We start from the raw sequence: 24,758 nt of genomic DNA on the forward strand, positions 1-24,758 counted from the left end.
CCTTTCCTACAAACTGTATTTGTTTGATTACTTTATTATTACAACAATTAGAAAAACAACAATTAGATAGCCAAGCTTTAGGTTATCTAAAGGGTGTTTTTGCCTCTCAGCGTTTGCACTCTATTCTACCTTATACAAGAGAAGATGAAAACATGTTTTTTTCTGCAGCCATAGCTTTTACACTACAAGAAAATTGTGATTCACTTTCTAAAGAAAACCAAGCTACAGCACAAAAAATTATAAAAAGGATTGTAAAATGTTATCCTAACTTTAAGAATTTTAAAGGAGGTAGAACCTATAATTTTTTCAAAACAAACCCCATGGATTTCTTTCCTAACGGGCTAGTAATGAAGCATTCCAACTTTTTTAAACTAGCAGATGATGCTGATGATACTGTTTATGTATATTTAACCGATCCTAAAAAACAAAACCATAGCTGGTTAAAGGAAAAGTTAATCAAACATGCAAACGGAACTTTAAAGTGGAGTTTTCATAAAAGATCTAATTACGGAGAGTTAAAAACTTATAGCGTTTATTTTGGTAAAAAAATGCATATAGAAACCGATGCTTGTATACTATCTACTCTCTTATTATGGTCTTACAGAAATAAACTTGCCAAGACTAAACAAGACAAAGATTCTAAAACTTATTTATTAAGAGCTATTACTTCTAAAGACTATATTAAATACCCTTATTTAGTTTCTCCTTGCTACCCTACTACAGCACAAATATGTTATCACATAAGTAGATTGATAAAACAGTTAAAAAACACCAACAAACTATCAGCCCTAAAACCTTTATTAATTGATGACATTCAAGAACAATTAAAACAGCCTCAATCTTTTAGCCATCAATTATTTTTTCACATTTCTTTATTAAATCTGGGGGTAAAACCCAAAACAAAGCTTCGCTATCAGTTAAACGATGTTTTAAAAAGCACTACTTATTTTTACACATCTATTCCTTTAATGATTCCTAATTTAAGGATTAGAAAACTTCAGAAATATAAATTATTTAATTCTTTAGGATTAAGAACAAAATGTGATGGATACACAACAATGCTCGTTTTTGAATACCACGTTCTCTACAATTCTTTATAAACACAGAAACATATTGTTTGTTCATTGACAATCTGCTTTGTTTTAACACTTATATACAAACTAAAAAAAGGCTTGTAAATTAACATTTACAAGCCTTTATATTTTTAAAGTTGTTGCTATTAAATATTAGCAGCCAACCAATCTCCAACTTCTTTAGTTCCAAAAGATTTACCTCCATCAGCTAAATCTTCAGTTACTACACCTTCAGCTAAAGCCTTGTTTACAGAGGCTCTAATTGCAGCACCTTCTTCTTGTAAACCAAAACTTTCAAACATCATTGCAGCAGATAATACTGTTGCCATTGGGTTTGCTATATTTAACCCTGTTGCTTGTGGGTAAGAACCGTGAATAGGTTCAAATAAAGCAATATCAGACCCCATAGATGCAGATGGCATTAATCCCATAGATCCAGAAATCACAGAAGCTTCATCTGTTAAAATATCTCCAAATAAATTTTCAGTAATCAATACATCGTAAGAGTTAGGCCATTGTACCAAACGCATAGCTACAGCATCAACAAATTCATAAGCTACCTCAACTTCTGGGTAATCTTTTTCCATTGCCTGTACAGTTTCTCTCCACAAACGAGACGTTTCTAATACGTTGGCTTTATCTACACAACATAATTTTTTAGAACGAGTCATTGCCAATTCAAAACCTTTTTTTGCCAAACGAGTTACTTCTTCTTTTGTGTACACACAGTTATCAAAAGCTGTGTCTCCACCATCTCTTCTACCTTTTTCACCAAAGTAAATACCTCCAGTTAATTCGCGTAAAAAAACCAAATCAGTTCCTTCAATACGCTCTCTTTTTAACGGAGACTTATCTAATAAAGATGGAAATGTAAAAGTAGGACGTACATTTGCAAACAATCCTAATGCTTTACGCATTTTTAATAAACCTTGCTCTGGACGAACTTTAGCTGTAGGATCATTATCATACTTAGGATGACCAATTGCTCCAAATAAAACAGCATCAGAAGATTTACAAATCTCGTGTGTTTCGTCTGGGTAAGGCTCTCCAACTGCATCAATAGCAGCTGCTCCTGTTAAAGCAGGTTTCCAAGTTAATTCATGTCCAAATTTTGCAGCAATTGCATCAGAAACTTTTACTGCCTGATCAATTACTTCTGGTCCAATTCCGTCACCAGCTAATAATGCAATGTTTAATTTCATTTTATCTTAATTTATATAGTTTGTAAAGCGTTGATTTTATTAAAAAATGTTCTCGATACTATTTTGTTCATTTTGTAAACTCCACAAACAAAATCACTCGAACTGACATTTTAATTTTAAATCTTTATTCGCTAAATAATATTCAACATTTTTTCGGTTGCCATAATTGCAGATACTGTTTGATCTGAATCTAAACCACGTGTTTTGTATTCTTTTCCGTTTAAATCCCAAGTAATCACTGTTTCACACAAAGCATCAGAATTAGATCCTGGAGGAATACGCACCGCATAATCTGTTAACGTTGGCAAAACTAATCCTTTTTTATGATAAATTTTACGCAATGCCTTTATAAATGCATCGTATTGCCCGTCTCCACTAGCACTTTCTTCTACAAGTTCCCCTTCAAAAGAAACGGCTACTGTTGTAGATGGTTTTAAACCTTTAGCGTGTGTTAACACGTAGGATTCTACTTTTACTTTTTCTGATATTGTATTAGAGTTAAGTACATCAGAAATAATGTATGGCAAATCATTTTGAGTTACCAATTCTTTTTTATCTCCTAATTCAATCACTCTTTGTGTAACCAATTTTAACTCTTCATCATTTAAGTTTAATCCTAAATCTTGTAAGTTTTTTTGAATATTGGCTTTTCCTGATGTTTTTCCTAAAGCGTATTTACGTTTACGTCCAAAACGTTTAGGTAGTAAATCATTAAAATAAAGATTCTTTTTATTGTCTCCATCTGCATGAATTCCTGCCGTTTGTGTAAACACGTTTTCTCCAACAATAGGTTTGCTTTCCGGAATTTTAAATCCTGAAAAAGCTTCTACCATTTTACTTACTTTATACAAGGCTTTTTCATTGACCTCTACCAAGTAATCTGGCATAAAATCATTTACAACTGCTACCACACTTGCCAAAGGTGCATTTCCTGCACGCTCCCCCATTCCGTTTAAAGTTAAATGCAATCCATCTGCACCTCCTTTAATAGCTTCCATAGCGTTGGCAACACTTAAATCATAATCGTTATGACAGTGAAAATCTAAATGTAATGTTGGGTATTTGTCTTTAATTTCTTTAATATATTCAAAAGATTCTTGAGGTGTTAAAATTCCTAAAGTATCTGGCAACATAATTCTTTTGATAGGCTGAGTTGCTATAAAATCTAAATATTGATATACATACGCTCTAGAATTACGCATTCCATTAGACCAGTCTTCTAAATACACATTGGTTTCAATTCCGTTCTCTTTCGCTTCTTTTACAGAGTCTGCAATTTCAGAAAAGTGTTGTTCTGGAGTTTTACGTAGCTGGTGCTCTAAATGATTCATAGAACCTTTAGTTAACAAGTTTTGAACTTTGGCACCTGCTTCTTTCATCCACTGAATAGAAGTCCCTTTATCTACAAAAGTTAAAACCTCTATTTTATCTATATGACCATGTCCTTTAGCCCATTCTGTAATATTTTTAACAGCATTAAATTCTCCTTTAGACACACGTGCCGAGGCAATTTCTATACGATCCACTTTTAATTCGTCCAATAATAGTTGGGCAATTGTTAGTTTTTCGTTAGCTGCAAAGGACACTCCTGAGGTTTGTTCACCGTCACGGAGTGTAGTATCCATTATTTCTATTTTCTTTTGGCTCATAATATGATCGATAATTTTTAAGAGTCGATTATTTTAGTTACTGATTTACAATCATTTTTAACCAAACACCCCTTAAAAAACACAGAATGCAAATATAAAAAAAGCGTTTCACAATTATGTGAAACGCTTTTATAAATATACCTAAATCTATTTTTATCTTACTCTACCCAACATCAAACCTAAACCAACTCCATAAAAACTCTTCTTTTTATTTAGTATAACTTTTGGTGAAATATACAATCCTGAAGCACTGAATTTAACAAATTCAAACTTAGGGTTTAAGATAACACTATAAATATGGTAATCTTCAAATTCAGAATTATAATAATACCCATTATTTGTTTTTTCTCCTCTAGTATAATTATACTCTCTATAGCCTGAAGTTCTAGCTAATCCCATAGATAAATTGAATCTAAACTTATCTGAGTTCTTTATTTCAATTATCCTCCCAATACTAAAATAAATATGCCCTGCATCGTCTATACCTTCAAACCCTAAGCCATCAGTATCGTCTTTATCGCTAGGATAATTATCAGACCCATATAACATCCCTAACCTACCCAAAGAAAAAGAATATTTGTTTTTATAAATATAATTAACGCTTACATCAAACCCCAAATGATTCCCTACTTCTAAAGAGCCCGCTGCGTAAAATGCATTTATTGGCTTTGATTTTTCTTCTTGAGCATATCCCCGAATTACAACTAACAGCAACAACAATAGAGTCTTTTTCATTTTCTTTTTTCATCAAATATAACTTACATTATATCATAAAAAAAGCGTTTCACAATTATGTGAAACGCTTTTAGAAATATTATGATGTTCTACAAAAGAACTAGAAAGGTCTTTTACCTGCAAATTCAGTAATTTCTCCTTCAATGTTTTTTAAGTAATCAATATCATCAAATCCGTTTAACATGTTTCCTTTTTTGTAACCGTTAATATCAAAAGATTCAGACTCTCCCGTAGACAATAAAGTTACTGTTTGAGTTGTTAAATCTACTTTGATTTCTGTTTTAGGATCTGCTTCAATTGCGTTAAACAACTTATCAGCAAAAGGAGCGGATACCTGTACTGGTAAAACCCCTACATTTAAACAGTTGTTCTTAAAAATATCTGCAAATGCAGAAGAAATTACACAACGTAATCCAAAATCGTACACAGACCAAGCTGCATGCTCTCTAGAAGAACCAGAACCAAAGTTTCTACCTCCTACTAAAATTTTAGATCCTGCGTATTTTTCTTGGTTTAAAGGAAAATCCATTTTAGGAGTTCCATCTGCATTAAATCTCCAGTCACGGAAAAAATTAATATCAAAATCTTTACGCTCAGTTGCTTTTAAGAAACGAGCAGGAATGATTTGATCTGTATCCACATTCTCTATAGGTAATGGATAAGCTGTACTTGTTAATACTTCAAATTTATCGTAAGCCATTGTATTCTATATTTAAGCGTTAGCAGTTAAAATTGTTCTTGGATCAGTAACTACACCTTCTACAGCAGATGCCGCAGCAACTAATGGAGAAGCTAGTAAAGTTCTAGACCCAGGTCCTTGACGACCTTCGAAGTTACGGTTAGATGTAGAAACTGATAATTTTCCAGCAGGAATCTTATCATCGTTCATTGCTAAACAAGCAGAACATCCTGGCTCTCTTAATACAAATCCAGCATCTGTAATAATTTTATCTAAACCTTCTTCTTTAATTTGATCTACTACTTTGTGAGATCCTGGTACCAACCATGCTGTAACGTGATCTGCTTTTTTACGTCCTTTAATAACGGAACAGAAACCTCTAAAGTCTTCTATACGTCCGTTAGTACAAGATCCCAAAAACACAAAATCAATCTTTTTACCAATCATAGAATCTCCTTCATGGAAATCCATATAACCTAAAGATTTTTTATAGGTCTCAACTCCACCTTCTACAGATTCTGCAGTAGGAATAGAATTTGTTACTCCCATTCCCATTCCTGGGTTTGTTCCGTAAGTAATCATTGGTTCAATATCAGCTGCATCGTAGTTAAACTCTGCATCAAACTCTGCACCTTCATCAGTACTTAAAGTTTCCCAATACGTCATTGCTTTATCCCAATCAGCTCCTTTAGGAGTTTGAGCACGACCCGCAATGTAATCGTATGTTTTTTGATCTGGAGCAATCATACCTCCACGTGCACCCATCTCAATTGTTAGGTTACAAACAGTCATACGACCTTCCATTGTCATATCTTCAAAAACATCTCCAGCATATTCTACAAAATAACCTGTAGCACCTGATGTAGTTTGTTTAGAAATAATGTATAAAGCAACATCTTTAGGAGTTACTCCTAAACCTAATTTTCCGTTTACGTTAATACGCATCGCTTTAGGCTTAGACTGCATAATACATTGAGTAGACAATACCATCTCAACTTCAGAAGTACCAATACCAAAAGCAATAGCACCAAAAGCTCCGTGAGTAGATGTATGAGAATCTCCACAAACAATAGTTGCACCTGGTAATGTAATTCCATTTTCTGGTCCTACTACGTGTACAATACCGTTGTTAATATCTCCTAACCCCCAATGAGAAATTCCGTGATTTTTAGCATTTCTTTCCAATGCATTTAACTGGTTTGCAGATAAAGCATCTTCTACCGGTAAATGTTGATTGATGGTTGGAGTGTTGTGATCTGCCGTAGCGAATGTACGGTTAGGATATACTACACTGTTTCCTCTACTTTCTAATCCTAAGAATGCTACTGGACTTGTAACTTCGTGAATAAAATGACGGTCAATAAAAAACACATCTGGTCCGTCTTCTACGTGACGTACTACATGCGAATCCCAAACTTTGTCAAATAATGTTGTTGCCATATTGATTTCGACTTATTTATTGTTTTCTGTTATGGTTGCAATTCAATGAATTACAGGTCGGCAAATTTATAAAAAAACGAGGTATTATCACTTAGACTGGCTATAAATTATTACGATGCCCAAGAAAGGTTCTCTATCTGCTCAAAAGTTTAAAATTATATAGTTTACTATTTGCTCACTAATGTATTCTATATGTACCTTTATCACATCCAAACCTAAATGATGAAATATTTAAAGTGCGAGAGTTGTGAGCATTACAACCTACTGAATTCAGAATATCAAATTTTTTGTAATGCTTGTGGAAAGAAACTTTCTAACAATTTTAAAACATGGCAAAAAAAACATCCTACCAAAAACTTTGAAGCTTATACTAATGAAGTAGGCACTGAAAAAGGAAAACCTAAAAGAAATTTTAAATTTAGTATTAAAAAAACACTCCAAATTACCGTAATCATTATTGCCATAGGTTTTGGTGCTTTTTTTGGAAAAAAATACAGTGCAAGTGCCTTTGCCTTTTTTTATGAATATGCTTATCCTGTTTCAGAACTGTTAGATAAAGAATGGGGAAGACAGTTTTTTATGGGAAATAAAGTGGTGATAGAATCTCCTTATTGGTTAGAGAAACAAAAAGAAGAAATACCACTGCCAGCCGAAGTTAAAAAGCTTATTAAGGAAATGAATTACTATACTTATAACAATTTTGCTGGTTTTGGAACCGTACTCATGACTAGTGTTTATGACAAAGCTATTGGTAAAATAAATCCTAAAGGTGCCGGAGATGGAGCCATACAACAGACCTACCAAGTAATGAAGGGTTCTGATTTATTTTACAATGATGAAACCACTCAAATAAACAATTATCCTGCAGTATTAAAAAAGGGAACTTTTATGAGTGATGGTAATGAAATTCACTTTAAAAGTATTGCTTGTGTTAAAAACGATTTAACGCTTGTTTACATGATTACCTTTTGGGCAAACAACAATAAGGATTACGAATTACTTACAGACAGAATCATTGGTTCTTTAGAAATATATTAATTTATAATTCTAAAGAATCAAACACTTGTACTTTTTCCCACAAAGCAGAAGCTTCTTTTAAAAATAACAAATGAGCAGGTTCTTCTTGATATTTTTGATGCAATTCTTCATTTTCAAAACTAACCAACAAAGCATACGTATAACTATTATCTACAACAGACCTGTCTGAATGTGCAGGTTTGCTAATAGCTGCGGTTTTGGTATAAACAGATGCATTTAAAAACTTTTGCAAAGCAACTTCAAACGTTTTACAATATTCTTTATTCTCTGGCTGTTTTAACCAAAAATACACACTGTGAAAAAAAGTTTTATTTTCCATATTTACACTAAATTTATTTACCTGCAACTATTAATACAATCTCTCCTTTAGGTGGTTTGTTGGCGTAATGTTCTGCCAACTCTGTAACGGTTCCTCTTCTGGTTTCTTCAAATAGCTTAGTCAATTCTCTAGAAACCGAAGCTTGTCTATCAGCTCCCAAATACTCTGCCAAATTCCCTAATGTTTTTACTAATTTATGAGGAGATTCATATAAAATAATCGTTCTATCCTCTTCTGCCAACTTTAACAATCTTGTTTGACGACCTTTTTTAACAGGTAAAAATCCTTCAAACACAAATTTTTCATTTGGCAAACCAGAGTTTACCAAAGCGGGTACAAATGCAGTTGCTCCAGGCAAACAATCTACTTCTATATTATTTTGAATACAAGCACGTGTTAGCAAAAAGCCAGGATCTGAAATAGCGGGAGTTCCTGCATCAGAAATTAAAGCAACTGTAGTTCCACTTTTTATTTTATTGATGATATTTTCTACCGTTTTATGCTCGTTATGCATATGATGACTTTGCATATGAGTGGTAATTTCAAAATGCTTCATTAATTTACCACTGGTACGAGTATCTTCTGCCAATACCAAGTCTACTTCTTTTAAAACTTTAATCGCTCTAAAAGTCATGTCTTCTAAATTTCCAATAGGTGTAGGGACTAGGTATAGTTTCATTTTTATGTTTTTGACTTTTTACTGCTAAATTAAGACAATAAATGTATTATTCCTTAATGATTCTTTTCACAATTCTTTTCCCCTCTTGTTCTATCAATAATATATATATGTTTGGTGCCAATTTACTAAGATCTAACTCCTCAGTAAAAACAACACCATCATCTACATGCTCTTTATAAACAATAAGTCTTCCATAGTTATCAAACAAAGAAATTTTAACAACACCATTTGCTAGACCTGACACCAATGTTGTGTTAAAAACAGGATCTGTTTCAACTACAAACCCAGCTAACTCTTCGTTACTATACAACGGTACATCTGCTACCATGGAACTTAATAATTCTACCCTCCTAGGTGAGTTTTTTAATACCGTAAGCATTCTCTGTTTTTGATCCTCTGTAAATGTATCCATACAGCTATCATTGGTGTAATCCATATAGTTCTGCACCATATCATTCCCTAAATTATCTGACAAACATGTGTCGTATACTTCTTCACAAGAATAATGTTCTTCTGTTGCATCTGGAGTATCTAAACAATAATCTCCATTTCCACAAGTATCCGTATCTCCCCAAATATGCCTTAATCCCAGCCAATGACCAATTTCATGTGTAGTTGTTCTTCCTTGGTTGTACAAAGTATTTAAATTAAAAGAACCATCATCTTTAGTAATATCACCAAATGCATGATAAGCTATCACAACTCCATCTGTTAATGCATCGCCCCCATTCACATCTAATCCATCTAAATTAGAATCACTAGGGAATTGTGCAAAACCCAGAACTCCTTCTAAACCTTCATCTTCTACATTTTTCCCTCCCATTTTAACAACCCATATATTTAAATATTGGGTAGGATCCCATTGAGTTGTTGTTTTCATCAATTGTAGATCTTCATATGTTTCCCAATCAGCACCTTCAGAATTATTATAGACATTATTTGTATACGGAGTTATATTATGTCTTATAATCCCTGAAGTTTCTAAGCCATCTAGATCTTGTTTTGCTAAATAAAAATTAATTCCTACATCTACTGCAACTCCTGTTGAATTGCTTCCACCAGGAGTCCCTTGCATTCTTCTATAGTCTTGATTTAGGACATTTATTTGGGACTGTACTTGAGCATCTGATATGTTTTCTCCAACAATATTACCTATTGTATTTATAGGGTCGCCATTATGAACAACATGAACAACAACAGGGATATTATAAGTCTCTGCTGTTAGTTTTGCCATTGATCTATTAGCATTGAGTTGTTGTTTTTTTGATAACATCCAAGACTCAAACGCTACCTCTGAAGACTTATTAGTGTATTCTTCTGATTGTTTTTTTTCGTACTCAACCGTAAAGCACCTAACAAACCCGGTTACATCTTTAGCCCTTGTATTTGCTTTGGTTATTTTTGTCGGATTGGTGTTATCTTGAGAAAACAAACTAGTTCCAAACATAAAAGCTACAATTAATAAGACCGTTGTCTTATTAATTGTAGCTTTTAAAAATTTTACTTTTTTAGTATTTATAAATTTCACAATAGATGCTTATATATAATATTAGGCTTTAAAGTTTTGTAAAACATCTGCTATGTTACGATTGTCTGACAATTGAGGGATTTTATTTTGACCTCCAAATTTACCAATCGACTTCATATACTCATGAAAACCACCTTTTTTAACCTTAGTTACCACTATTGGTTTTAGCACACTTCCTTTTATTAAATCAAAATAATAAATATTTTGTGCTTGCATAGATTCATCAATTTTAGTTGCTAATGCTTCTAAATTTTCTGGCTCATTTTCAAACTCTATAAACCATTCGTGATATGGCAACCCACTTTCTGGATTTACTTGTGGTGCTACTGTAAACTCACTTATAGTTATATTGGTTCCTACAATGGCATCATTTAACGCTTTTTCTACCTCTTTACCAATTACATGTTCTCCAAAAGCAGATATAAAATGTTTAATTCTACCCGTAACTTTAATTCTGTGCGGAACTAAAGAAGTAAACTCAACAGTATCTCCAATATTGTACCCCCACAAACCTGCAGATGTATTTAAAATAATTACATAATTAACACCTAATTCTACCTCTCCTACAGATAGTCTTGGGGGATTTTCGTCAAAGAACTGATCGGCTGGAATAAACTCATAAAAAATCCCGCTATTTAACTGTAGCAACATTCCTTTTTCGGTTTGAGAATCTTGATAAGCAATAAAACCTTCCGAAGCTGGATACAACTCTACGTAATCTATTTTTTTACCTATTAAACTTTCAAATTTATTTTTATAAGGTTCAAAGTTTACACCTCCGTAGACAAAGAAATTAAACTTTGGAAATATTTCCGAAATTGTCTTTCCTGTCTTTTCTTGTAGTTTTTCAAAATACATTTGTACCCAAGATGGAATTCCACTAATTACAGACATGTCTTCATTAATGGTTTCTTCTACAATAGCATCTACTTTGGTTTCCCAATCTTCAATACAATTGGTTTCCCAACTTGGCAATCTATTTTTTTGTAAATAGGACGGCACATAATGTGCTACAATTCCACTTAAACGACCTAGCTGAACTCCTTTTAAATCTTTAAGAATTGGACTTCCTTGTAAAAACATCATTTTGCTATCAACAAAGCTAGCATCTCCTGTTTCTGCAATATAAAACAACAACGCATTACGTGCTGCTTTTATGTGTGTAGGCATAGATTCTTTTGTGATGGGAATGTATTTTGCTCCAGATGTAGTTCCAGATGTTTTTGCATAATACAAAGGCCTACCTGTCCATAAAACATCTGACTCTCCTTCTACCATTCTATCTACATAAGAACGGATTCCTTCATAATCATTTACTGAAACATTTTTTTTAAAGTCTTCATAATTTTTTATTTGCTCAAAATTATGATCTTTACCAAAAGCTGTATTTTTTGCCGTTTTAATTAAATATTGAAACGTTTTTTCTTGGGTTTCAACAGGATTGTTAGCCCACTTATATACTTGCTTACAAATTACCTTTGCAAAAGGCAATGCTATTTTTGATTTGATACTCATTCTTAAAACTTCATAAAATTAGTTGGATCTACTGGATAACCATCTTTCCACATTTCAAGATGAAGATGTGGACCCGTACTTAACTCTCCCGTAGAACCTACATTTGCAATTACCTGACCAGCTTTTACTAGCTCGCCCTGAGACACATTTATTTTGCTATTGTGCTTGTATACTGACACAAAATTATCGGTGTGCAATAATACAATTACATAACCTGTTTCTATAGACCATTCTGCAAAAATTACAACTCCATCTGTAATTGCTTTTACAGAAGCTTCTTTTGCCGTAGCAACATCTATAGCATAATGTTTAGACGTAACACTAAATTCTTGTGTTATATTTCCAACTGTTGGAACTACAAAAACTTGTGTTGCATTTTCTCTTTCATATCCAAAAATACTAAAGCGCTCTTCTCTTTCTACTTTTTCTCTAAAAACAGAATCTAATCTAGAACTTTCTAAAGACTCTAGCTCTTCATCAGACAAACCTTCTTCATCTGTAATAGCGACAATACTACTTGCACCATCAATTGTGTCTATTTCAAAACCTTTGTATTGTTCTTTTAAAGATTCTATAGTTTTGTTTTTTTGCTCTAATAGAGAATACAACCTTGCTAATTTGTTATGAATTGAATCATTATTAGCAATTCCTGACTGATAAACAGATTCTCCTTCTTTTGTTACATAGGGCAATTCATCTATTTCAACAGCCTTGTCTCCTATTAAAATTGGCTTCATAGATTCTGTATATAATTCTAAAGCATGCATTTTTTGCTCAATAGAATCTAACTGAAAATTTAGGGAAATTGCATCTTTTTTTAACTGTGGGGATTCAAAACCCGGAATATATTCTTTTAACGGAGTATAAACAATTAATCCTGATGTTAATGCTATTAAGAAAACACTAAAAACACCTCCAAAAACAAAAACATTTAATCGTGTTAATTTAAAAGAGAATTTTTCCTCAAAAGAGTCTTCTGTTAAGACTACCAATCGGTATTTCTTAACCAGTTTTTTCTTTATTTTTTTTCTCTTCTCTTTCATTATCTATTAAATGTAAAACATTTATTTATTACAAAACAACAATCAACAAATGTACTACTATCCTTTTTATTTGTAAAAATTCATTAAGTCTATATATTCCCAAACTTTAGAATCTAATAAATGCTTTACGCTTTTGTCGTTTTTAATTCCATTCCTTATAAACGTAGATGAAATTTCTACAACAGGAGCTTCTACAATATGAATTTTAGAATGTTTGGCTAATTGATTCTCTTTTAATGTATTTCCTATTCTTGGATACACATACACCTCATACTCTTCTAAAATAACCTCATAATTTTTCCATTTATGAAAAGATTTTAAATTGTCCTCTCCCATAATAATTGCAAATTGATGCGTTGGATATTTTTCCGAAATGTGCACCAAAGTATCAATGGTATAATTGGGTTGTTTTAACTTAAATTCAATATCTGTTGGATGGATATGTTCATAAGATTCTGTTGCTTTATAAACCATTTCTAAACGATGATGATTGTCTAACAACGTACTTTTCTTTTTATGTGGATTGTGTGGTGTAACCACCATCCAAACCTCATCCATATCTGTATAATGCAACATATGATTTGCCAATATCACATGTCCTACATGCACAGGATTAAATGTTCCAAAATACAAACCAACCTTCATAAATTATTTTTTTATAAATTCAGACACCATCGTATAGGCATCTTCTTTAGCTATAGACAAATCATTGTTAATTAAAACGGTATCAAACTTTTTAGCAAAATCCATTTCTTGAGCTGCTTTAGCAACACGCATTTTAATTTTTTCTTCAGTTTCTGTAGCTCTTCCTCTCAATCTTCGTTCCATTTCTTCTAAAGAAGGTGGTTGCACAAAAATGGCCAAAGTTTCCTTAGGAAATTGTTTCTTTATATTTAATCCTCCAACTACATCAATATCAAAAATCACATGTTTTCCTTCTTTCCAAATTCTGGTAATTTCAGATTTTAGAGTTCCATAAAAATTATCTTTATACACTTCTTCCCATTCTAAAAAAGCATTTTCATCAACTTTAGCTTTAAATTCTGATGCTGATAAAAAATAATAATCTTTTCCGTTTATTTCTCCTACTCTTGGCTCACGAGAAGCTGCGGATATAGAAAAGTCTAAAGGCAAATCTGTTTCTGACAACAAATGTTTTACGATGGTGGTTTTTCCAGATCCTGAAGGTGCAGAAAACACAATTAATTTTCCTGAAGCCATTACAATACGTTTAATATTTGTTCTTTAATCTTTTCCAACTCATTTTTCATTTGCACCACAACCTGTTGCATGGGTGCATAGTTAGATTTTGATCCTGTAGTATTAATTTCTCTTCCTATTTCTTGAACAATAAATCCTAATTTTTTACCATCAGAAATTTCACTATCTAATTCTTTTAAAAAATAGTCAAGGTGATTTGCCAAACGAACTTTTTCTTCGTTTATGTCTAATTTTTCTAAATAGTAAATCAACTCTTGTTCAAACCTATTTTCATCAACAGTAACCTGCAAATCATCAATAGCTTTGCGTAATTTTATCTTTACAGCAGCCATTCTATCTTCATCGTGTTGATTAACTTCTAAAGAAAAACTTTGAATATTCTGAATTCGTTCTCTAAAATCTAATTCTAAAGAAGCGGCTTCATCTTTTCTAAACTGAACCAAAGCCTCTAAAGCTTGCTTAATTCCTGTTTCTATACTTGCCCATTCTGTAGGATCTAACTCTTCACGTTCCGTTTTTAAAGTATCTGGCAAACGCATAGCCATTTCTAACAATTCTACATCAGAACCTGTTGCTATTTGCTTTAACTGATTCATATAATCAGCCACAACATTTACGTTTACTTTGGTTTGAGAAACCTCTGCAGTCATTTCTACATAAATAGAAAAATCTACTTTTCCTCTAATCACACTATTAGCAATAGTTTTACGAACGTTAATTTCTTTTTCTTTGTAGTACTGAGGCATACGAACGCTTAAATCTAAATTTTTACTATTTAAAGATTTAACCTCTACTGTTACCTTTTTGGTTGGTAATTGCACAATTGCTTTCCCGTACCCTGTCATAGACTGTATCATATATCCAAAAAATTTGGGTGTAAAAATACGTATTTTACATTGGATAGACTTCTCTACAATACGCTAACTTTATTCTTATCTATTTTTGGAGGTAAAGTAACCAAATAAACCCCTATAAAAATAAGCAAAGTACACAGCACTTTTGTCCACGACAACTGATCACTACCCATAAACAAAGCAAACAGACTTGCCAGTACAGGTTGTACATAAATAAAAGCACTAACCGTAGTTGGTTTTAAGTGTTTTAACCCATAAAGGTTGAATAAAAAATTACAATATGTTGCAAAAACTACCACATAAGCTATAATCCAATAAATATTAAAAGGAATTTTTTGCCATTCCACCTCTAGCACTTCACTAAAAACAAACGGAGTCATAAACAACAATCCAAACGTATATAACCACTTTACAAAAACAATAGGGTGGTATTTGGTAATCATTTTTTTAGCCAATATTAAATACAACGCATACCCCGATGCATTTACAAACACCAATAAATTTCCTAAAGGAATATTTTCTGCGTTTTCCGCAATTTTTTCTCCAGAGGTTGTTAAAAAATAAGCCCCCAACAAACCAATCACAATTCCAAACGCACGTTTTAATTGTAATTTCTCTTTTAAAATAATTAAAGAGAATACAAATACTAAAATAGGAGTAGTCACCATAATAGCAGCTCCGTTAATAGGAGTGGTTAAACTAAGTCCTTTAAAAAAGGATAAAATATTAATAACAATAGCTATAATAGACAACAAGGCTACTGGTAAAAAATCTTTTTTTTCTAACTCAGGTGGCTTTATTATAAAGGATGTCATCCAAAACAAAACGGTAGCTGCAAAAATTCTAATCCACACTAAGGCATAAGGACTCATATAAAAAGGCATTACCTTTTTTACCAAAGTATAATTAATTGCATAAAACACTGCTGTACTAAAAACAGCTAACAACGCTAGGTTTCTTTTACTCATCATTTTCTTTAATCTATTACAAAGATGAAAAGAAAATTAAGACAGGCATCCTTAAACATCCATAGAAAATAATTAAATTCGTTGCATGCAAAACAAAAAGCACCTTTTAGTTATTCGTATGTCTGCCATGGGCGATGTTGCCATGACAGTTCCCGTATTAAAAACACTATTATCTCAAAATAAAAACCTAAAGATCACTGTCGTTTCTAAGGGATTTTTAAAACCTCTTTTTGACAATATTGAACATGTCTCTTTTTTTGCTGCCGACACCAAAGGCAAACACAAAGGAACCCTTGGTATTTACAAACTTTACAAAGAATTAAAAAAATTAAATATTGATGCAGTAGCAGATTTACATAATGTTTTACGCTCTAAACTATTACGGATTTTATTTAAAATAGACGGAACTCCTGTTGCTTTTATCAATAAAGGTAGAGCAGAAAAAAAAGCGTTGACTGCCATAAAAAACAAAGTATTTAAAGTTTTAAAAACAACACACCAACGTTATGCTGACGTATTTAATTCTTTAGGATTTTCTGTTGATTTAATCAATCCATCATTAAAAGAAAAAGAAGTCTTATCTAACAAGTTAATGAACTTATTTGATTATATACCTAATGAAAAACTAATTGGGATTGCTCCTTTTGCAGCGCACGATGGAAAAAAATATCCTTTAGAATTGATAGAAGAAGTAGTTATTGAATTGTCTAAAAATCACAAAATTTTATTATTTGGTGGCGGACAATCAGAAGTAGATACCTTAACAACCATTACCCAAAAACACAAAAACACATTCTGTCTGGCAGGGCAAGTTAAACTAAAAGACGAACTGGCTATTATTAGCAACCTATCTGTTATGATTAGTATGGACAGTGGAAATGGACATTTTTCTGCATTGTACGGAATCCCTACCATTAGTATCTGGGGAGCCACACATCCTAGCGCTGGTTTTGCTCCATTTAACCAAATAGATAATTGTATTTGTGCTAATAGAAAACAGTATCCTTTATTGCCTACGTCGGTTTACGGAAACAAAATTGTCCCTAACTATGAAAACGTTATGAAAACAATAACTCCTAAAACCATCATCAACAAGGTATTGTCAATAATAAATTAGATTTGTTAATAAGTTTCAGGATTTTATATTTTAGTTTCTTCACAATCTATTTATTTTTGATTTTCAATAAATAAATGAAGACAGACATGCAAGTATCAGGAAAAATTAAATTAATCAACGAAACGCAAACATTTGGAGCGAGCGGATTTAGAAAAAGAGAATTGGTAGTTACTACTGATGAACAATATCCTCAAATGTTAATGATTGAGTTTGTACAAGATAAAGTAGATATTTTAGATGCTTACAAAGTAGGGCAAGACGTTACTGTCTCTATCAACTTAAGAGGTAGAGAATGGATTAACCCAGAAGGAGTTGCTAAATATTTTAACTCTATTACAGGTTGGAGAATTGAAGCGACTGCACCTGCTGCTCAAGGAGGAGAAGCACCAGCTACTTTTGAGACTACTTCTATAGCACAAAATGAAGAACCAGACGATTTACCTTTCTAAGAAAGTTAAAACACAACAATATTTAAAACGCTTTCAATAAAATTATTGAAAGCGTTTTTTAATTTTACAACCATGTATCTTTTAGAACCCAACTCAATAGAATTCCCTAATCCTTCCTTAGCTTCTGAAGAAGGCTTGTTGGCTGTAGGTGGAGATTTATCTACAAAAAGATTAATCGCTGCTTATCAAAAAGGAATTTTCCCTTGGTTTTGTGAAGGTGAACCTATTTTATGGTATAGCCCAGAATGGAGAATGGTGATAGACCCTAGACATTATACTCCTTCTAAAAGTTTAAAGCAAACGCTTAAAAAAGGAATATTTACAGTAACCTTTAATCAACATTTTAAAGAAGTTATTTACAACTGTAAATCTATAGACAGACAAGATGGATTAGGCACATGGATTACCAACGACATGGAAAATGCTTATATAAAACTACACGAACTAGGCATTGCAAAATCTGTAGAAGTTTGGCAAAATAATCAATTGGTTGGCGGACTGTATGGTGTAGATCAACTAAATGTATTTTGTGGAGAAAGCATGTTTAGCAAAGTTAGCAATGCTTCTAAAGTAGCATTTGCCTGGTTAAACAATTATTTATTAGAACATAAATACGATTTACTAGATTGTCAAGTGCACAACGATCATTTAGAAAGTTTAGGTGCCTATGAAATCCCTAGACAAGAATATTTAAATATCTTACAGAAAAAATAATCAATTCAAACCCTTATCTTTGAGCCGTTTTAAGTCAGAAAGATCAAACCGAATCATACATATATTATCATGGATATTAAGAATGCACAACTAGATGTAGACAATTGGATTAAAGAACATGGAGTTCGTTATTTTAACGAACTAACAAACATGGCTCAATTAACAGAAGAAGTTGGAGAGGTAGCAAGAATTATTGCTCGTAGATACGGAGAACAATCAGAAAAAGAAAGCGACAAAAACAAAGACTTAGGAGAAGAGTTGTCTGATGTTTTATTTGTTGTTTTGTGTTTAGCCAATCAAACAGGAGTAGACTTACAAGCTGCGTTTGATGCTAAATTAGACTTAAAAACAAAACGTGATCACGATCGTCATCACAACAATCAAAAATTAAAATAATGGCAAATCAAAAAATACAAAAGGTAGCAAATACTCCCATCTGGAAATTAGCAATCCGTTTTATGATTTCTTTTTCATTTATTTTGGCCATTGTTCTTACAGCAGCCGAATTATTTAGAAGCGGAAATTTAAACGCTATTCCACAAAGTTTTCAAAACGGAAGTTGGATTACTTTTGTAGGAATTAGATTGGCAATTATTACAGGATACGGATTTGTAATGGCTTTTTTAACCAAAAGAAAAGCTAAAAACACACTATAAAAATGGCACATGCAGACATAGGAACAAAATTCCTAAAACAATACAACGGAACTGTAAACGATGCTTTTCAAATTACAGGATCTAAAAGCGAAAGTAATCGTTTGTTAATTTTACAAGCGTTATACCCAAGTATAGAAATTAGCAACTTGTCTAATTCTGATGACACTAACTTAATGTTAAATGCATTAAACTCATCAGAAAAAGAAATTAACATAGGACACGCAGGTACTACTATGCGTTTTTTAACAAGTTATTTTGCAGTAAAACCAAACTCAGAAATTATTTTAACAGGATCTGCAAGAATGCAAGAACGTCCTATTAAAATTTTAGTAGATGCTTTGCGTACTTTAGGTGCCAATATTGAATATGTAAACAACGATGGATTCCCTCCTTTAAAGATTACAGGAACTACATTAACAGACAATAAAGTTAAAATTGATGGTAGCGTAAGCAGTCAATACATTTCTTCTTTGTTGTTAATTGCCCCCACTTTACCTGAAGGTTTAACAATTGAGTTTGACGGAAAAATCACATCCATTCCCTACATTCAAATGACATTAAGTTTGTTGAATGATTTAGGCGTAAAAACAAATTTTGAAGGACAATTTATAAGCGTTGCCCCAACAACAGAAATTAAAAACACAGACTTTACAGTAGAGTCTGACTGGAGCTCTGCTTCTTATGCTTACGGTTTTGTTGCTTTGACAGAAAACGGAACTTTAGAAATTTCATCGTACAAAGAAAACAGCTTACAAGGAGATTCTGTATTACAAGAAATTTATAAAGAATTTGGCGTAACTACTACGTTTAACGAACACACTATTACATTACAAAAAACACCAAATTTCACATTGCCAAAACGTGTGGAGTTTGATTTGGTTAAAGCACCAGACATTGCACAAACAATTGCTGTTACCGCTTTTGGTTTAGGTGTAGAATGTCACATGACAGGCTTACATACTTTAAAAATTAAAGAAACAGATAGAATTGTTGCCTTAGACAATGAGCTTTCTAAACTTGGAGCCACTTTAGAAACATCAAACGAAACTTTAACTGTAAAAGCATTTAACGGAACTATTAATTCGGATATACATATTGCAACCTACAACGACCATAGAATGGCCATGGCCTTTGCTCCGTTGTTATTAAAAACCAACATTAACATAGATGATGCTGGAGTAGTTTCTAAATCATACCCTAGTTTTTGGGAAGATTACGAGAGATTTCAATAAATTAAAAAGCACAAAGTACTGAGTATTCAGTCTACAGTTTTAAAAAAGCTCAAAAATTCAATGAATTTTTGAGCTTTTTTATTTGGTACAAAAACGCTTTAACACTATACAAACACTAGTATTCAGCATTTAATACTTTGTACTCAATCCTTAAAAAACAAAAATAAACATCAATATGCTTGACAACCCCTATTCTCAGATTGTATATTTGCGTTCTATTTAAAAACAACATATACATGAAGTTATCTGCATTTCATTTTGATTTACCAGAAGAATTGATAGCTCAACATCCTGCTGAATACAGAGACGAATCTCGTTTAATGGTATTAAACAGAAAAGAGCAAACTATAGAACACAAAACATTTAAAGACGTTATTAACTATTTTGAAGATGGGGATTTAATGGTCTTAAACAACACCAAAGTGTTTCCTGCTCGTATGTACGGTAACAAAGAAAAAACAGGTGCTAGAATTGAAGTTTTCTTATTACGTGAATTAAATGCGGAAAACCGTTTATGGGATGTTTTAGTAGACCCTGCTCGTAAAATTAGAATTGGTAACAAATTATTTTTTGGAGAAGATGATTCTTTAGTAGCGGAAGTAATTGACAACACCACATCTAGAGGTCGTACTTTACGTTTCTTATACGATGGTTCTTACGAAGAGTTTAGACAAAAACTAGAAGATTTAGGAGAAACTCCAATCCCTAAGCACATAGAAAGAGATGTAGAACCAGAAGACGAAGATCGTTTTCAAACTATATACGCAAAAGAAGAAGGAGCTGTTGCAGCACCCACTGCTGGTTTACACTTTTCTAAACACTTAATGAAGCGTTTAGAAATTAAAGGAGTAGATTTTGCTGAACTAACATTACATATTGGTTTAGGTACTTTTAATCCTGTTGAGGTTGAAGATTTATCAAAACACAAAATGGATTCTGAAAAAATGAGCGTATCAGAAGACACTTGTGAAATTGTTAACAACGCAATAAACACAAAACGTAGAGTTTGTGCTGTGGGAACTACCGTAATGAGAGCTGTAGAATCTACCGTATCATCTAACGGAAGATTAAATCCTTACACTGGTTGGACAAATAAATTTATTTTCCCTCCATATGAGTTTAGTATTGCCAACTCTATGATTACCAACTTCCACCCTTCTAAATCTACATTAATGATGCAAGTAGCAGCATTTGCTGGTTACGATTTCTTAATGAAAGCTTACGAAGAAGCGATTAAAGAAGGATATAAGTTTAGTACTTACGGAGATGCTATGTTGATTATCTAATCAATAGTTAAAATATATTTTAAGAATCCCGAAGTTTTACACTTCGGGATTTTTCTTTTATAAGAGTTACGTACCTTTGCCAAACAGAATTTCACAAAACCATTATGTCTAAAAAAGATATTAGAGCCCTTAGCAAAGACCAATTAAGAGATTTTTTCGTAGAAAACGGAGACAAAGCTTTTAGAGGTAACCAAGTTTACGAATGGTTATGGTCTAAATCTGCTCATACCTTTGAGGACATGACTAACCTATCCAAACAAACTAGGGATATGTTGGACACCAATTTTACCATCAACCATATTGAAGTAGACAATATGCAACGTAGTAAAGATGGTACGGTTAAAAATGCAGTAAAATTGCACGATGGATTAATTGTAGAATCTGTTTTAATTCCAACTAGTGACAGAACTACCGCTTGTGTATCTAGCCAAGTAGGTTGTAGTTTAGATTGTGAATTTTGTGCAACCGCTCGTTTAAAACGCATGCGTAATTTAAATGCTGATGAAATTTTTGATCAGGTAGCTGCTATCAATCAAGAAAGTATAAAAACCCACAAACATAAATTGTCTAACATTGTGTATATGGGAATGGGAGAACCATTGATGAACTACAACAACGTTCTAAAATCTATAGAAATGATTACCAGTGATGAAGGCTTGGGAATGTCTCCAAAAAGAATCACCGTTTCAACATCAGGTCTACCTAAAATGATTAAAAAACTAGCTGATGATGACGTAAAATTCAATTTGGCAGTTTCTTTACATTCTGCTATTGAAGAAACTAGGAATAAAATAATGCCTTTCTCTAAAAACTTTCCGTTAACAGAATTACGTGAATCTTTAGAATATTGGTACGCAAAAACGCAAAGTAGAATTACCTATGAATATGTAGTTTGGAGAGATATTAACGATCAACAAGAAGACATTAACGCATTAGTTACTTTCTGTTCTTACGTTCCTTGTAAAGTAAACTTAATAGAATACAATCCTATTGATGATGGAGAATACCAACAAGCCAGCTCTAAAGCCACAGATGATTACGTGTATACTTTAGAGAAAAATGGAATTGTAGTAAACGTTCGTCGTTCTAGAGGAAAAGATATTGATGCTGCTTGTGGACAATTAGCTAACAAGAGTTAACTATTATTTGTATTTAAACTTTAAGATCAATAATAAAACAGCACCCAACGTAAAAAAACTATTGGTTACATAAATGTAGGGGTCTAATTTTAAGATTCCGTACATCAGCCAAAAAAAACCATTTAGCATTCCAATCACCAAGCCTGGCCAAGACAAGCTACTGGTATCTTTTTGCTTAAAAGATTTCCATACTTGTGGAAAAAACATACTGCTAGAAGTCATTGCTCCTAACACACCAAAAAGGGATGCAAAATTGCCCATAGTTCTTTAATTTTAAGTTGCTAAGATATAAAGCAATCTTACAAATACTCCCAATAATCTTTTTAATTAAAAGTATTATAAAATAACGTCCTCATAGACTCCATGTTACAAAAAAAGACTCAGAAAAACCTCTCCCAAAGACACGGTCAGTTGTATTTTCAGACGACACTTTATTTACAGGTGATGAAAAATCTATAAGAACAAGATTCAACTCTCCTTCTAAAAACTATTCATAACTAAAAAAAGACCTTCAATTGAAGGTCTTTTGTGTTTTTTATAAAAAAATGCTTGTTACTTCACAAACCTATACACATGATCATTTATCTTCAACACATAAACTCCACTAGATAGATGACTAACATTAAATGAATTATTATTCAAACTTAATTCTTTATTCATCATCATTTTTCCTTCAAGATTATAAATTGTAATATTATTATTTCCCTTTTTAAGACCTTGAATGGTTAGCTTATCGTTACGCATTGATATCCCTGAAATTTCATTATCCAAACCCTTTACTGACAAAGTTAAATCTCCTTTAGTTACGATTTTTCCTACTGACTCTTGTGGCATGTACAAAGTTGTTCCAGAAATAACAATATCCCTTAATTCTTTATTATGATCTGTATCCTCTGCTACTGTCGTTACATCGGAAGAGTTTTTTAACTGAACTTTTTTAACAACTCCAATATCAGTATAGTATAAAAATTCATTAAAAACATATATACCTTCAGTACTTACACCGCTAACAAATGTATTAACACTTGGTGAAGACAGAGAAACATCTACACTATATATCTTTTCAGCTTCTCTATCTCCAATATAAAGAATACTGTTCTTGAACTCTAAATCTTGTGGTTTCAAAAAACCACCAACAACATTAACAACAGTCGGATTGTTAACTGTTACATCTATTTTATTAAGAGTAGCTCCTCCTCCTGCTAAACTATTTTCAGTAAAATAAAGCTCATTATTATAAAAACCTAAAGCATTTACAAAACCTAAACCTGTAACTATATTATTTAATACCGTTGGAGTATTGATATTAAAACTAGCTAGGGTACTGTCTCCAACATCATCATTTATATATGAAATATAAAAAACATCACCTACTTTTACCAAACCACCAATTTCAAACGGCCCACCACTTGTAGGTAAGCTATTAAACAACACCGAAGCACTAGGTGATATATCAGAAAGGTTTATTTGATATATTTTACCAGGTAAACCACCTTTTACATAAATAACATTATTATCTATTATTAAACGTTTTGGAGAATTAATACCTGTTATAAAATCGTTAACCTGAGCATCTACACAAAAGGTTGTGATTAAAAATATAAATAGTAATTTTATTTTCATATTTAAAGTTTTTATTAAATAGCTAATTTATAGTTTAATAACAAAGAAAACGTCAAACGTAAAACTATTTTCAATCTTCAACTATTATAAAAAACTACTCTAAATAACAACCTAGATTTAGACATATTCAAATTGAAGCTTTATTTCTATTTATTACAACACAATGCCTACCTAAACCATACTCATTAAAAACTTCTGATTTAGAATTTTTATTTTATTACTTCTAAAACACAAAATAATTAGATAAGTAAACTAATCTTAAAAACAGGACACATCACACTGTTTTTTAAAAACACCAGAGCAACAACTAATACCTACTTTTTATATATGTCAATCAGTTATTCTAAAAGAAAAGTTTTATCAAAAACGAACTGGTGTTAATTAACATTCTAACCTATTTCTAAAATTCTAATCATAAATATTTAATTTTTAACTATATTTATGCCCGATAAGCTTTAGGGGTGTCTTTTAAAAAAAGGCTGAGAGTTACCCTTTGAACCTGATTAAGTTAAAACTTGCGTAGGAAAAAGCCTGATCAACAGATCAGTTTAGTTATATGTGGTAGCAATGTAATATTGTACACTCCTTTATCAGCTTCA

The 24,758-nt window shown here is 32.2% G+C and carries 26 protein-coding genes and 1 riboswitch; of the genes, 10 read left to right on the forward strand and 16 right to left on the reverse strand.

Annotation, left to right across the window (positions count from 1 at the left end; all coding sequences use genetic code 11):
* The first annotated feature begins 23 nt into the window (after window positions 1-23).
* Complete coding sequence (locus FHR24_RS00160) at window positions 24-1,100, forward strand: hypothetical protein (protein ID WP_167182102.1); 1,077 nt, start codon at window positions 24-26, stop codon at window positions 1,098-1,100.
* Window positions 1,101-1,219: 119 nt separating this feature from the next.
* Here the strand turns inward: FHR24_RS00160 and leuB are convergent, their stop codons facing one another.
* The 5 genes from leuB to leuC form a co-directional block, all read right to left on the reverse strand.
* Window positions 1,220-2,275 carry a 3-isopropylmalate dehydrogenase gene (gene leuB, locus FHR24_RS00165; RefSeq protein WP_167182105.1) on the reverse strand — a complete coding sequence of 352 codons (1,056 nt, stop codon included), beginning with the start codon at window positions 2,273-2,275 and terminating at the stop codon, window positions 1,220-1,222.
* 131 nt (window positions 2,276-2,406) lie between these two features.
* Window positions 2,407-3,924, reverse strand: coding sequence for an alpha-isopropylmalate synthase regulatory domain-containing protein (locus tag FHR24_RS00170; RefSeq protein WP_167182108.1), 1,518 nt, complete (start codon window positions 3,922-3,924; stop codon window positions 2,407-2,409).
* Between the two features lie 153 nt (window positions 3,925-4,077).
* Complete coding sequence (locus FHR24_RS00175; protein WP_167182111.1) at window positions 4,078-4,659, reverse strand: hypothetical protein; 582 nt, start codon at window positions 4,657-4,659, stop codon at window positions 4,078-4,080.
* A gap of 100 nt (window positions 4,660-4,759) precedes the next feature.
* Window positions 4,760-5,359, reverse strand: a complete 600-nt coding sequence (gene leuD / locus FHR24_RS00180) for a 3-isopropylmalate dehydratase small subunit (protein WP_167182114.1) — start codon at window positions 5,357-5,359, stop codon at window positions 4,760-4,762.
* Window positions 5,360-5,371: 12 nt separating this feature from the next.
* Window positions 5,372-6,778 (reverse strand): 3-isopropylmalate dehydratase large subunit, encoded by a 1,407-nt coding sequence (gene leuC, locus FHR24_RS00185; protein ID WP_167182117.1) that lies wholly within the window; start codon window positions 6,776-6,778, stop codon window positions 5,372-5,374.
* A 222-nt stretch (window positions 6,779-7,000) separates the two neighbouring features.
* Here leuC and FHR24_RS00190 point away from each other — a divergent pair, with 222 nt between their 5' ends.
* Complete coding sequence (locus FHR24_RS00190) at window positions 7,001-7,816, forward strand: hypothetical protein (protein ID WP_167182120.1); 816 nt, start codon at window positions 7,001-7,003, stop codon at window positions 7,814-7,816.
* 1 nt (window position 7,817) lies between these two features.
* On the opposite strand, the gene FHR24_RS00195 is transcribed toward FHR24_RS00190, so the two are convergent.
* From FHR24_RS00195 to FHR24_RS00235, 9 genes are all read right to left on the reverse strand, one after another.
* On the reverse strand, window positions 7,818-8,135 hold the full coding sequence (locus FHR24_RS00195; protein ID WP_167182123.1) for a Dabb family protein: 318 nt from the start codon (window positions 8,133-8,135) through the stop codon (window positions 7,818-7,820).
* 13 nt (window positions 8,136-8,148) lie between these two features.
* Window positions 8,149-8,814, reverse strand: coding sequence for a 16S rRNA (cytidine(1402)-2'-O)-methyltransferase (gene rsmI, locus FHR24_RS00200; RefSeq protein WP_167182126.1), 666 nt, complete (start codon window positions 8,812-8,814; stop codon window positions 8,149-8,151).
* Between the two features lie 46 nt (window positions 8,815-8,860).
* On the reverse strand, window positions 8,861-10,342 hold the full coding sequence (locus FHR24_RS15745) for a M43 family zinc metalloprotease (RefSeq protein ID WP_167182129.1): 1,482 nt from the start codon (window positions 10,340-10,342) through the stop codon (window positions 8,861-8,863).
* A 21-nt stretch (window positions 10,343-10,363) separates the two neighbouring features.
* Entirely contained in the window at window positions 10,364-11,857 is a 1,494-nt protein-coding gene (locus FHR24_RS00210; protein ID WP_167182132.1) for a GH3 auxin-responsive promoter family protein, read from the reverse strand.
* 2 nt (window positions 11,858-11,859) lie between these two features.
* Complete coding sequence (locus tag FHR24_RS00215) at window positions 11,860-12,900, reverse strand: M23 family metallopeptidase (protein WP_167182135.1); 1,041 nt, start codon at window positions 12,898-12,900, stop codon at window positions 11,860-11,862.
* A gap of 66 nt (window positions 12,901-12,966) precedes the next feature.
* Window positions 12,967-13,545: a nicotinate (nicotinamide) nucleotide adenylyltransferase gene (nadD, locus tag FHR24_RS00220; protein WP_167182138.1), complete on the reverse strand. Its 579-nt coding sequence runs from the start codon at window positions 13,543-13,545 to the stop codon at window positions 12,967-12,969.
* A 3-nt stretch (window positions 13,546-13,548) separates the two neighbouring features.
* Entirely contained in the window at window positions 13,549-14,121 is a 573-nt protein-coding gene (gene gmk / locus FHR24_RS00225; protein WP_167182141.1) for a guanylate kinase, read from the reverse strand.
* Window positions 14,121-14,978, reverse strand: a complete 858-nt coding sequence (locus FHR24_RS00230) for a YicC family protein (protein WP_243846478.1) — start codon at window positions 14,976-14,978, stop codon at window positions 14,121-14,123. Before FHR24_RS00230 ends, gmk begins: the two co-directional genes overlap by 1 nt.
* 53 nt (window positions 14,979-15,031) lie before the next feature.
* On the reverse strand, window positions 15,032-15,943 hold the full coding sequence (locus FHR24_RS00235; protein ID WP_167182144.1) for a DMT family transporter: 912 nt from the start codon (window positions 15,941-15,943) through the stop codon (window positions 15,032-15,034).
* A gap of 85 nt (window positions 15,944-16,028) precedes the next feature.
* Here FHR24_RS00235 and FHR24_RS00240 point away from each other — a divergent pair, with 85 nt between their 5' ends.
* The 8 genes from FHR24_RS00240 (at window position 16,029) to rlmN (ending at window position 22,536) form a co-directional block, all read left to right on the forward strand.
* Window positions 16,029-17,060 (forward strand): glycosyltransferase family 9 protein, encoded by a 1,032-nt coding sequence (locus FHR24_RS00240; RefSeq protein ID WP_167182147.1) that lies wholly within the window; start codon window positions 16,029-16,031, stop codon window positions 17,058-17,060.
* An 86-nt stretch (window positions 17,061-17,146) separates the two neighbouring features.
* A complete protein-coding gene (locus FHR24_RS00245; protein WP_167186820.1) occupies window positions 17,147-17,509 on the forward strand; it encodes a DUF3127 domain-containing protein in 363 nt (120 codons plus the stop codon).
* A 72-nt stretch (window positions 17,510-17,581) separates the two neighbouring features.
* Window positions 17,582-18,223, forward strand: a complete 642-nt coding sequence (aat, locus tag FHR24_RS00250) for a leucyl/phenylalanyl-tRNA--protein transferase (RefSeq protein WP_167182150.1) — start codon at window positions 17,582-17,584, stop codon at window positions 18,221-18,223.
* A 69-nt stretch (window positions 18,224-18,292) separates the two neighbouring features.
* Window positions 18,293-18,619: a nucleotide pyrophosphohydrolase gene (locus FHR24_RS00255; protein WP_167182153.1), complete on the forward strand. Its 327-nt coding sequence runs from the start codon at window positions 18,293-18,295 to the stop codon at window positions 18,617-18,619.
* Window positions 18,619-18,879: a hypothetical protein gene (locus tag FHR24_RS00260; protein ID WP_167182156.1), complete on the forward strand. Its 261-nt coding sequence runs from the start codon at window positions 18,619-18,621 to the stop codon at window positions 18,877-18,879. The genes FHR24_RS00255 and FHR24_RS00260 overlap by 1 nt, the downstream gene beginning before the upstream one ends.
* 2 nt (window positions 18,880-18,881) lie before the next feature.
* Complete coding sequence (locus tag FHR24_RS00265) at window positions 18,882-20,111, forward strand: 3-phosphoshikimate 1-carboxyvinyltransferase (protein WP_167182159.1); 1,230 nt, start codon at window positions 18,882-18,884, stop codon at window positions 20,109-20,111.
* A 236-nt stretch (window positions 20,112-20,347) separates the two neighbouring features.
* Window positions 20,348-21,397: a tRNA preQ1(34) S-adenosylmethionine ribosyltransferase-isomerase QueA gene (gene queA / locus FHR24_RS00270; protein ID WP_167182162.1), complete on the forward strand. Its 1,050-nt coding sequence runs from the start codon at window positions 20,348-20,350 to the stop codon at window positions 21,395-21,397.
* Window positions 21,398-21,501: 104 nt separating this feature from the next.
* The gene (gene rlmN / locus FHR24_RS00275; RefSeq protein WP_167182165.1) at window positions 21,502-22,536 is read left to right on the forward strand and encodes a 23S rRNA (adenine(2503)-C(2))-methyltransferase RlmN; all 1,035 of its coding nucleotides are present in this window, start codon (window positions 21,502-21,504) and stop codon (window positions 22,534-22,536) included.
* A 3-nt stretch (window positions 22,537-22,539) separates the two neighbouring features.
* Here rlmN and FHR24_RS00280 read toward each other — a convergent pair whose 3' ends face one another.
* Both FHR24_RS00280 and FHR24_RS00285 read right to left on the reverse strand, forming a co-directional pair.
* Window positions 22,540-22,797: a SemiSWEET family sugar transporter gene (locus FHR24_RS00280; RefSeq protein ID WP_167182168.1), complete on the reverse strand. Its 258-nt coding sequence runs from the start codon at window positions 22,795-22,797 to the stop codon at window positions 22,540-22,542.
* A 291-nt stretch (window positions 22,798-23,088) separates the two neighbouring features.
* The gene (locus tag FHR24_RS00285) at window positions 23,089-24,159 is read right to left on the reverse strand and encodes a T9SS type A sorting domain-containing protein (protein WP_167182171.1); all 1,071 of its coding nucleotides are present in this window, start codon (window positions 24,157-24,159) and stop codon (window positions 23,089-23,091) included.
* Window positions 24,160-24,606: 447 nt separating this feature from the next.
* A riboswitch (TPP riboswitch) is annotated at window positions 24,607-24,702 on the forward strand.
* Window positions 24,703-24,758 lie beyond the last annotated feature (56 nt).

This window comes from Wenyingzhuangia heitensis, from assembly GCF_011762155.1.
GTDB classification, from domain to species: domain Bacteria; phylum Bacteroidota; class Bacteroidia; order Flavobacteriales; family Flavobacteriaceae; genus Wenyingzhuangia; species Wenyingzhuangia heitensis.